The organism is Streptomyces murinus (assembly GCF_002154555.1).
GTDB lineage: Bacteria > Actinomycetota > Actinomycetes > Streptomycetales > Streptomycetaceae > Streptomyces > Streptomyces murinus.
This window is the reverse complement of record NZ_MUNF01001027.1, coordinates 1-1,516: the sequence shown is the minus strand read 5'-3', so window position 1 is coordinate 1,516 and position 1,516 is coordinate 1. Positions and strand designations below refer to the sequence as shown.

Below are 1,516 nucleotides of genomic sequence, written 5' to 3'. Positions count from 1 at the left end.
TCCTTGGGGGCCCGCGCGGGTTCGCCCCCGGCCTGGCCAAGGGCGAACCCCCGCGGCCCCCCAAGGAACCCGGCGGCGGCATCCTCATGGGGCGCCCCTTCGGCGTGCCCGTGTACGTCGCGCCGAGCTGGTTCCTCGTCGCCGCCCTGATCACCTGGGTGTTCGGCGGACAGCTCGACCGGGTACTGCCCGAACTGGGCGCCGCCCGATACCTCGTGTCGCTGTTCTTCGCGGTCGCCTTCTACGCCTCCGTACTCGTCCACGAACTCGCCCACACCGTCGCCGCGATCCGCTTCAAGCTCCCCGTCCGCCGCATCCAACTCCAGTTCTTCGGCGGCGTCTCCGAGATCGAGAAGGAAGCCGAGACACCGGGCCGGGAATTCGTCCTGGCCTTCGTCGGCCCGCTGCTCTCCCTCGTCCTCGCCGGACTCTTCTACCTCGCCATGAAGCCCGTGCAGCCCGGCACCGTCCCCGGCGTCCTCCTCGCCGGCCTCATGGTCTCCAACCTCATCGTGGCCGCCTTCAACCTGCTCCCCGGCCTGCCCCTCGACGGCGGCCGGATGCTCCGCGCCGTCGTCTGGAAGATCACCGGCAAACCCATGAGCGGCACCGTCGCCGCCGCCTGGGTCGGCCGCGCCCTCGCCGTCGCCGTCCTCGTCGGACTGCCCCTGCTCAACTCCTCCGGCGGCCTCGGCGGCGGCACCGAGGAATCCGGCGGCATGGACACCGTCACCGACGCCCTGCTCGCCGCCATCCTCGCCGCGATCATCTGGACCGGCGCCGGCAACAGCCTGCGCATGGCCAGGCTCCGCGAACACCTCCCCGAACTGCGCGCCCGCACCCTCACCCGCCGCGCCGTACCCGTCGAGACCGACACCCCCCTCTCCGAGGCCCTGCGCCGCGCCAACGCCGCCGGCGCCCGCGCCCTCGTCGTCGTCGACGCCGACGGCCACCCCCTCTCCCTGGTCCGCGAGTCCGCCATCGTCGGCGTACCCGAACACCGCCGCCCCTGGGTCCCCGTCAGCGGCCTCGCCCAGGACCTCACCGACGACATGCGCGTCTCCGCCGAACTGTCCGGCGAAGAACTCCTCGACGCCCTGCGCGCCGCCCCCGCCACCGAATACCTCGTGGTCGAGAACACCGGCGAGATCTACGGCGTCCTCTCCGCCGCCGACGTGGAACGCGCCTTCGTCAAGGCCATGGCCCGCCCCAGCTAGTGGTCGGCGGCCCGCCCCGCTGCCGGTAGTCTGGTCACATGTCCGAACCGACCGGTGCCGCCCGCAGGCGCGGGCCCTTCAAGGTCGGGGACCAGGTACAGCTGACCGACCCCAAGGGCCGCCACTACACGTTCACGCTCGAAGCCGGAAAGAACTTCCACACCCACAAGGGTTCCTTCCCGCACGACGAACTGATCGGTGCTCCCGAGGGCAGCGTTGTCCGCACCACCGGCAACGTGGCCTACCTCGCGCTGCGCCCCCTGCTCCCCGACTACGTCCTGTCCATGCCCCGCGGGGCA

General features: G+C 72.0%; 1 protein-coding gene and 1 pseudogene. Both read left to right on the top strand.

All coding sequences use genetic code 11. The features are described 5' to 3' along the window. Positions 1–1,217, top strand: a 1,217-nt coding sequence (locus tag CCN72_RS37430) for a site-2 protease family protein (RefSeq protein WP_086812695.1), incomplete at its 5' end; no start/stop codon positions are given. 38 nt (positions 1,218–1,255) lie between these two features. Continuing rightward, positions 1,256–1,516 (top strand): annotated as a pseudogene (locus CCN72_RS37425) (tRNA (adenine-N1)-methyltransferase); the annotation flags it as partial.